We start from the raw sequence: 6,771 nt of genomic DNA, 5'->3' as shown, positions 1-6,771 counted from the left end.
GTCTACGCCACCACCGAACCGCCCATCACGACGCTCTCCCTCAAACCCCGCCGGATCGGCACGGCCGTCGTCCAGCTCCTCATCGACGCCATCGAAGGGGTGGGGGAGTACAACCCGGACTCGATCGTCATGCCGTACGAGCTGATCGTCCGCACGTCCACCCGCAACGGTCTCGTACGGCCGTCGAGGAGACCGTTGCGGTCGATCCACGCGCAGCCGCTGCGCCCTTGAGGACCGTGTTCACCCCATCCGGTGACGCGGCTTCCTCCTGCTCCCAGGCGCGCCCGCTCGCCGGCGGAAGGCAACCCGGAGGATCCACGGTCAGGAGCGGCACACGACCTCGGTCAGGCGGTCGGCCGCGTCGACGGCGGCCTTCGCGAGCCGGGCACCGGGGTGCCGGGTGAGGCGCTGGATCGGGCCCGTGACCGTGACGGCGGCCACCACGCGGTCGGACGGGCCGCGGACCGGTGCGGAGACGGAGGCCATGCCGGGTTCGCGCTCACCGATCGACTGGGCCCAGCCTCGGCGCCGTACGCCGCTCAGGGCGGTGGCCGTGAAGCGGGCGCCCTGCAGACCTTGGTAGAAGCGCTCGGGCTCCTCCCAGGCCAGCAGGACCTGGGCGGCGGAGCCCACCTTCATGGGGAGCGTGGAGCCCACCGGCACGATGTCCCGCAGGCCGGACGTCCGCTCGGCGGCGGCGACGCACACGCGCACCTCGCCCTGGCGGCGGTAGAGCTGTGCACTCTCGCCGGTGGCGTCCCGAAGGGAGGTCAGGACCGGGCCGGCCGCGGCCAGCAGGCAGTCCTCGTCCGCGGCGGCCGAGAGTTCGGCGAGCCGGGGGCCGAGGACGAACCGGCCCCGGACGTCCCTGCCGACCAGACGGTGGCGTTCGAGTGCGGTGGCGAGTCGGTGGACCGTGGGCCGCGCCAAGCCGGTGGTGGCGACCAGCCCCGCCAGGGTGAGCGGGCCCGACGCCAGAGCGTCGAGGATCACCGCGGCCTTGTCGAGGACGCCGACACCACTAGAAATATCCGAAATGTCCATGAAAAGGGGTACTCCAGTCTCGGTCCGCGAGCCATGACTCGCGGCGACCTCACCCGGCGGGGCAGGGCAGGGAAGGAAGGTGAGTGCAGGGGAAGGTCAGCGGGAAAGGGCCGAAGCGGTCGGCCGATATGCCGCGACGATCACGAGACGGGTACGCGGAAGGCCCGGGACGGACAGGGCCGGGGCGGAAGGCAGCGCGGACAGAGCCGGAGCGAAAGGCGGCGCGGACAGAGCCGGGGTGGAAGTCGGCGCGGACAGAGCCGGAGCGAAAGGCAGCACAGAGAGCACCGTGTCTCCTCATCTTTTCCCGCGCCACGTTGGCGCAGGCCGGAGTTGGCACTGATCCCGCCGGCGCGGCGCGAACATTGAGCGCCGAGTCGATCGGGGAGTTGCCGGGGCTTCGTAGGGCCGGTCCCTCCACCCCTCTGGATGATTCGCGGAGAACCATAGCAAGACTCCGGGGGCTACGGGCCAACGGCCCCCGGGTCACGCGTCCGGGCAGGCCAGACCGACGGCGCTGCAGACCCACGCGTCGCCCGGCTGCCGGGGAAGCCTGACACGGCTCGAAGTGATCCCACCCGCAGGATCATCTCCAGCCGTCGCGCGATAGATTGCCGGCGACACGAGAAGAGAGCTCGCATGGACTCCCGCATCCCGCGGTTGCGACGCAAGCTGGCACGCATTCCCTACGCGCCCCACCGAAGCCACTCCTTCGGTGAGGAACTGCACGAATTCCGTCTGGGCCCCCGCCTGCCCGAAGCTCAGGCAGACGCCTTTGAAGCCGAACACGACGTGGAACTCCCGCAGCCCTACCGAGACTTCCTCACGAACATGGGCGGCAGCGGTGCCTCCCCGTACTACGGACTGATCCCGCTGGAACGCTGCACCCTCTTCACGATGAATCGCGCAGCTGCCGACACCCGGACGAGAGGATTCAGCCGGGCCTACCGTGCCACGCGCGAGGGTCACCTCTTCCTGCACGTCATCGAACGCGGCTGCAGCGATCTCGTACTCCTGGGCGTGACCGGCCCTCTCACCGGGCGCATCCTCGTCGGCAACGCCGACGGCTTCTGGGGCCCGAACGTCTCCTCCGCCCCGGATTTCCTCGCCTGGTACGAGCGGTGGCTCGACCACATGGCTGCCGGACAGGACAACCGGGCCTTGCTGCTCACCTCGCCGCGGCTGCACGTTCACCCACAGCACTACCGACTCGCGCCGAAGATCTGACTGCGGGAGCGACGGGGGCGACGGGGGCGACGGGGGCGACGGGGGCGACGGGAGCGACGGAACGACGGAACGACGGAACGACGGGGAGTCGGAGTCACCGCTTGCGTTCGGCTGCCGTGAGACCGCGGAGAGTCCACAGCCCGTAGGCGGCAAGCAAGGGCTTGAACAGCGTCCACTCCCCGAGGCGACAGTCATCGGCGCGCACCAGCCGGTCGGCGAGATCAGGCCGCTGGCGGCGGAGGTAGGCGCGCGCCTTGAGCGCGTGTGCGGGCTGGGACGCGATCGCGATGCGTTCCGCCTCCACGAGGAGCGGGACCACGTGGGTGATGTTCTCCCACGTGTTTCTGCTCTGGTCCTCGACGAGGAGGCGCCCCTTGTAGCGCAGAACGGACTGCGCGTAGTCGGCCATCAGCTGTGCCTCGGAGGTGCCACCACCCACTGATCCCCCGCTGAAGATGACCACGCTGTCACGGCCGGCATCCGCGTCGACGGAGCGGATCCCGGCCCGGACCCGCCAGCGGTTGATGAGATTGATCGACTCGGATGGATTGCGGTAGCCCAGCATGACGACGGCTTGGGAACCGTGGCCGTCAGCCTTGACCAGGGTCCGAGACCAACGCCGGTTCAACCACTCGCCCCAGGCGAGAAGAGCGACTCCGGCAACCGACCATGTCCACACGCGCATGGCCAAGCATCCTAGGGCGCCGTGTTGTGGGCCCGGGTGAGCGCCGGTCGAACACGTCCGATCGGGGACGTCCGGTCGAGCACGTCCGATCGGGGACGTCCGGTCGGGCACGTCCGCCCGGCGCCCGGTGCGAGCCTGCATGCGATCCTCCGTCCATGAACGAATTCGGCGACGCGCGCGTGCGCAACGGGACGCTGTTGTGGATGGCCCTCCTCGCAGCCGACAACCAGGAGCAACTGACCTGGTTGGAGGAGCGCGAGCTGGAGACGGAGCCGGTCGTCGAAGAGGTGGAGCTTCTCTGCCGCCTTTCCGAAGGGTTCGCCGAGCGCGGTGTCCTGGAGCCCGGGCAACTGCGGGAGCTTCAGGCCGTCGGCCGGCGACTCGGCGACATCGACGCCGCGCGCCGAACCGGCCTCTGGGCCGACGCCCTCGCCACGGATCCGGCGTGGGACGACGTTCGTCTTCTCGCCCGTCGGTTCCTCGTCAGCACGCTGGGCGACTGGCGCCAGCCGCTGCCACGCCCCGTACGCCCGCACAACGGAGGCCACTGAGCACGACACCTCCCTACCCACCGGTCCCTTCGTACCGCACTCCATGAGTCAGGAGCGCCCGCCCGATGCACCCAGCCGTCCAGGAACTCACCCGCCTCGTCCCCCCACCCGCCGACCACCGGCCGCGCGCCTGGGACCGGACGGAAGAGCGCCTGGGCACCGCGCTGCCCCAGGACTACAAGGACCTCGTCGACACGTACGGCGGTGGCGTCTTCGACGAGACGATCTGGATCCTGGAGCCGGGCTGCACCGACGAGGGCTACGACCTGCTGGCGGTCGTCGCTGAGCGCGCCGAGGTACTGGCCAGGCTCTGGGGCCTTGGCGAGCCGAAGCCGGTCGAACTCGCGGCGGACGGAAGCAATGTGCTCCCCTTCGCCTACATCGAGGGCAGCGGCGCCTACCTCTACTGGCTCACCGGCGAGACGGCGCCGCCCGAGGAATGGACCGTCCTGGTCAACGAGGGCCGTGGACCCGAGTGGGAACACCACGCCGTCTCGGCCGCCGAGTTCGTCGCCGGAGTGCTCACCGGACGCATCCGCTCGGAGACGCTCGGCGCGTTCGAGGACACGGAGCACGGCTTCGAGTCGAACACGGACATCCTCGGGTCCGACGAGTAGCGCGCCCGAGGAGTCGGCCCCGGCCGAGGCACTGGTGACGGCTCACCGGGCGGCGGCTGCCAGACCCGCCGACGCCCCGGACCCGCCTGATCCCGCTCCGGCGAAGTGGGCCGTCGCCAGGACCGTGCCGTCCGGGGCCACCAGGCGGGCGCCGGTCACGGTGCCGGGATCCACGGGGGCCGGGGCGCCCCAGTAGCCGTACCCGGCCCTGACGGGGAACGAGCCGAGCGATACGGCGGAGCCGTCGGCCCGCACGAGGAGGCACCGCACCGGGCCGTCGGCCGCCCGTCCCTCACCGAGGTCGACCGACATGTACACCCAGCCGTTCCCACCCGCCGCGTCCGCCGGGTGCGCAAAGATCCGGCCCACCTGCCGGCCGCTCCCGGCCCCGTCCGAGGAGACCAGCGCGGCCTCAAGGACGTGCGGCGCCGGAGCCACCACCTGGGGCGCGCCCTCCACCACCGTGCCGACCGCCCAGCCGCCGAACCCGAACGCCAGGGCCGCGGCGACGCCCGCCACCGCGACCCGGACGCGGCGGCCCCGAACCCACAGCCGGGCCGCAACAGAACGAGGCGCGGGTGCGGGGCGAGCGGCAACAGCAGGAGCCGACGTACGAGCGGTGTCCATCGCCCGTACCACCCGACTCTCGAAACCCACCGGCGGCTCCGCCCCCGGCAGCAGCCCGAGCAGCCCGTCCCCGACCACCGTCAGCCGCTCCACGTACGCACGGCAATCCGGACAGCGGTCCAGATGGGCCACCGCCTCGGCCCGCTCGCGCGCGGGAAGGATCCCCAGCGCGAGTTCGGCACCCTCCTCGCGCAGCCGCTCGCAGTCCATGCCGCTCACAGCGTCTCCTCCCTCTCCAGGAGCGCCCGCACCTTGATCGTCCCCGTTCGGATCCTGGTCTTCGCCGTGCCCAGCGGAATGCCCTCGAAGGCGGCGACCTCCCGCGCGGTCATCCCGTAGATCCCGGCCATCACCAGCGCCCGCGCCTGCTCCCGGGGCAGCGCCGCCACCGCCCGCCGGAGCCGCTCGGCCGCGTCGTCGGCCAGCGCGTGCCGCTCCGGAGTCTCCGACATGATCCCGACCAGGGCCTCCAGGTCCTCGGGCGCCACCGGGGTCGCGCGACGGGCCCGTACGGCGTCGATCGCCAGGTTGTGCGCGATGGCCGTCAGCCAGGTCCGTACGGAGCCACGCCTGCCGTCGTACACCTGGGCGTGCCGCCACGCCCGCTCGAAGGTCTGCTGGGCCACGTCCTCCGCGAGCTGCGGATCGCCGACGACGGCGACGGCCACCCCGTAGACCGAGCGCTGGAAACGGCGCACGAACGCCACCGCGATCTCCGGATCGCCGGTGGCGAGACCGGAGAGCAGTGCTTCGTCTGGAACCCGCTCCAGCGGAAGGCCCATGCGTCCCACACTCGTGGATACGTCCGAAGTCCCCGAAGGGATGGTCCGAGCTCATTGTCCGCCCGGACCGCAATCCAGGCGCGGCCGAGTGTCGTACCCCCTGTGGGGACCGAACCGGAGGACAGATCCGCGGAGAGACGCGGGACCGGACCGAAGAGTAGATCCGATCCGAAGAGCAGATCCGATCCGAAGAGCAGAACCGATCCGAAGAGCAGATCCGATCCGAAGAGCCCGATCCGAAGAGCTGATCCGAAGGGCCGATGCGGAGGACGGAACGATGACGAACCCGAAACCACGTACGCGCGCGCTGCTCGGCCTCTCGGCCGCAGCGCTGGCCGGCGTTCTCGCCGCCTGCGGAGGCGGTGACGGCGGCGGTTCGAGCAGCGGTACGACCACACCGCCCCCCGCTCAGAAGAGCACGACACCCGCGGGCGCGACCCAGGTGAAGACGGACCTGGCCGACTTCAAGATCACACTGCCCCAGCAGACGTTCACACCCGGTACGTACGCCTTCGTCGCGACGAACACCGGGCACCACGACCACGCCCTCGAGGTCGAGGGCCCGGACGGCGAGAACCGCTCCGACACCATCAGCCCGGGGGAGTCCACCACCCTCACGGTGACCTTGAAGGACGGAACGTACGAGATCTACTGCCCGGTCGACGGACACAAGGACCTGGGCATGAAGACCGAGATCACGGTGGCCGGGGCCCCCGTCAACAACCCGGCGACCACCCCGAGCACACCGGCCACTCCGAACACTTCCGGCAATGGTTACTGACCGAACCCGCCGAATCGCCGTGCTCCTGCTGCGGCTGACCGCCGCGGCCCTGACGGCGACGATGGGCGCCATCCACCTCTCTCTGTGGGCCGACGGCTACCGCGACCTGGACACCATCGGCGGGCTGTTCCTGCTGAACGGCGTTCTGGGCTGCCTCTTCGCCGCGGCCCTGCTCTTCACTCCGTACCGCTGGCTCGGACCGGTGGCCGCCGCCACGGCGCTGTTCACGGCGGGCACCCTCGGCGCGCTCTTCCTGAGCCTCACGACGGGCCTGTTCGGCTTCGAGGAATCGGCGGACGCGGACCTTGTCCGCCCCAGCGTCGCGGTCGAGACGGCGGGCGTCCTGGTCCTGACCACCCTGGCGGTGTCCGCACTCAGCCACCGCCACGGTCAGCGGCACCGGACCTAGAGAGAGCGTCCTGCGTCGGCCCGACTGGTAGGCGTTGACCACCAGTTG

General features: G+C 70.9%; 10 protein-coding genes and 1 riboswitch. Of the genes, 6 read left to right on the top strand and 4 right to left on the bottom strand.

Annotation, left to right across the window (positions count from 1 at the left end; genetic code table 11):
• On the top strand, nucleotides 1-231 hold a 231-nt coding region (locus ACF07V_RS35195; RefSeq protein WP_392159738.1), incomplete at its 5' end, for a substrate-binding domain-containing protein.
• A gap of 90 nt (nucleotides 232-321) precedes the next feature.
• Here ACF07V_RS35195 and ACF07V_RS35190 read toward each other — a convergent pair.
• Nucleotides 322-1,044 (bottom strand): IclR family transcriptional regulator, encoded by a 723-nt coding sequence (locus ACF07V_RS35190; protein ID WP_392159737.1) that lies wholly within the window; start codon nucleotides 1,042-1,044, stop codon nucleotides 322-324.
• A 294-nt stretch (nucleotides 1,045-1,338) separates the two neighbouring features.
• Nucleotides 1,339-1,480, bottom strand: a riboswitch (SAM riboswitch).
• Between the two features lie 203 nt (nucleotides 1,481-1,683).
• Here ACF07V_RS35190 and ACF07V_RS35185 point away from each other — a divergent pair.
• A complete protein-coding gene (locus ACF07V_RS35185; protein WP_392159736.1) occupies nucleotides 1,684-2,271 on the top strand; it encodes an SMI1/KNR4 family protein in 588 nt (195 codons plus the stop codon).
• Between the two features lie 94 nt (nucleotides 2,272-2,365).
• On the opposite strand, the gene ACF07V_RS35180 is transcribed toward ACF07V_RS35185, so the two are convergent.
• Nucleotides 2,366-2,956, bottom strand: coding sequence for a YdcF family protein (locus ACF07V_RS35180; protein ID WP_392159735.1), 591 nt, complete (start codon nucleotides 2,954-2,956; stop codon nucleotides 2,366-2,368).
• Between the two features lie 155 nt (nucleotides 2,957-3,111).
• Here ACF07V_RS35180 and ACF07V_RS35175 point away from each other — a divergent pair, with 155 nt between their 5' ends.
• Nucleotides 3,112-3,507 (top strand): hypothetical protein, encoded by a 396-nt coding sequence (locus ACF07V_RS35175; RefSeq protein ID WP_392159734.1) that lies wholly within the window; start codon nucleotides 3,112-3,114, stop codon nucleotides 3,505-3,507.
• A gap of 65 nt (nucleotides 3,508-3,572) precedes the next feature.
• A complete protein-coding gene (locus tag ACF07V_RS35170) occupies nucleotides 3,573-4,124 on the top strand; it encodes an SMI1/KNR4 family protein (RefSeq protein ID WP_392159733.1) in 552 nt (183 codons plus the stop codon).
• Between the two features lie 42 nt (nucleotides 4,125-4,166).
• On the opposite strand, the gene ACF07V_RS35165 is transcribed toward ACF07V_RS35170, so the two are convergent.
• Together ACF07V_RS35165 and ACF07V_RS35160 are read right to left on the bottom strand one after the other, a co-directional pair.
• Nucleotides 4,167-4,961: an anti-sigma factor family protein gene (locus ACF07V_RS35165; RefSeq protein ID WP_392159748.1), complete on the bottom strand. Its 795-nt coding sequence runs from the start codon at nucleotides 4,959-4,961 to the stop codon at nucleotides 4,167-4,169.
• Between the two features lie 5 nt (nucleotides 4,962-4,966).
• Nucleotides 4,967-5,533 carry an RNA polymerase sigma factor gene (locus tag ACF07V_RS35160; protein WP_392159732.1) on the bottom strand — a complete coding sequence of 189 codons (567 nt, stop codon included), beginning with the start codon at nucleotides 5,531-5,533 and terminating at the stop codon, nucleotides 4,967-4,969.
• Between the two features lie 277 nt (nucleotides 5,534-5,810).
• Between ACF07V_RS35160 and ACF07V_RS35155 the strand changes: the two genes are divergently transcribed.
• Both ACF07V_RS35155 and ACF07V_RS35150 read left to right on the top strand, forming a co-directional pair.
• The gene (locus tag ACF07V_RS35155) at nucleotides 5,811-6,314 is read left to right on the top strand and encodes a plastocyanin/azurin family copper-binding protein (RefSeq protein WP_392159731.1); all 504 of its coding nucleotides are present in this window, start codon (nucleotides 5,811-5,813) and stop codon (nucleotides 6,312-6,314) included.
• Nucleotides 6,304-6,723, top strand: coding sequence for a hypothetical protein (locus ACF07V_RS35150; protein ID WP_392159730.1), 420 nt, complete (start codon nucleotides 6,304-6,306; stop codon nucleotides 6,721-6,723). The genes ACF07V_RS35155 and ACF07V_RS35150 overlap by 11 nt, the downstream gene beginning before the upstream one ends.
• The last annotated feature ends 48 nt before the right edge of the window (nucleotides 6,724-6,771 follow it).

The organism is Streptomyces sp. NPDC015661, from assembly GCF_043077765.1.
In the GTDB taxonomy this organism is placed as follows: domain Bacteria; phylum Actinomycetota; class Actinomycetes; order Streptomycetales; family Streptomycetaceae; genus Streptomyces.
This window is presented reverse-complemented; position numbering and strand designations above follow the sequence as displayed.

Bases quoted from the DNA above. Each gene is read 5' to 3' on its own strand.
- ACF07V_RS35165 (WP_392159748.1), bottom strand. From the start codon at position 4,961: ATGGACTGCGAGCGGCTGCGCGAGGAGGGTGCCGAACTCGCGCTGGGG.
- ACF07V_RS35170 (WP_392159733.1), top strand. From the start codon at position 3,573: ATGCACCCAGCCGTCCAGGAACTCACCCGCCTCGTCCCCCCACCCGCC.
- ACF07V_RS35150 (WP_392159730.1), top strand. From the start codon at position 6,304: ATGGTTACTGACCGAACCCGCCGAATCGCCGTGCTCCTGCTGCGGCTG.
- ACF07V_RS35190 (WP_392159737.1), bottom strand. From the start codon at position 1,044: ATGGACATTTCGGATATTTCTAGTGGTGTCGGCGTCCTCGACAAGGCC.
- ACF07V_RS35160 (WP_392159732.1), bottom strand. From the start codon at position 5,533: ATGGGCCTTCCGCTGGAGCGGGTTCCAGACGAAGCACTGCTCTCCGGT.
- ACF07V_RS35155 (WP_392159731.1), top strand. From the start codon at position 5,811: ATGACGAACCCGAAACCACGTACGCGCGCGCTGCTCGGCCTCTCGGCC.
- ACF07V_RS35180 (WP_392159735.1), bottom strand. From the start codon at position 2,956: ATGCGCGTGTGGACATGGTCGGTTGCCGGAGTCGCTCTTCTCGCCTGG.
- ACF07V_RS35185 (WP_392159736.1), top strand. From the start codon at position 1,684: ATGGACTCCCGCATCCCGCGGTTGCGACGCAAGCTGGCACGCATTCCC.
- ACF07V_RS35175 (WP_392159734.1), top strand. From the start codon at position 3,112: ATGAACGAATTCGGCGACGCGCGCGTGCGCAACGGGACGCTGTTGTGG.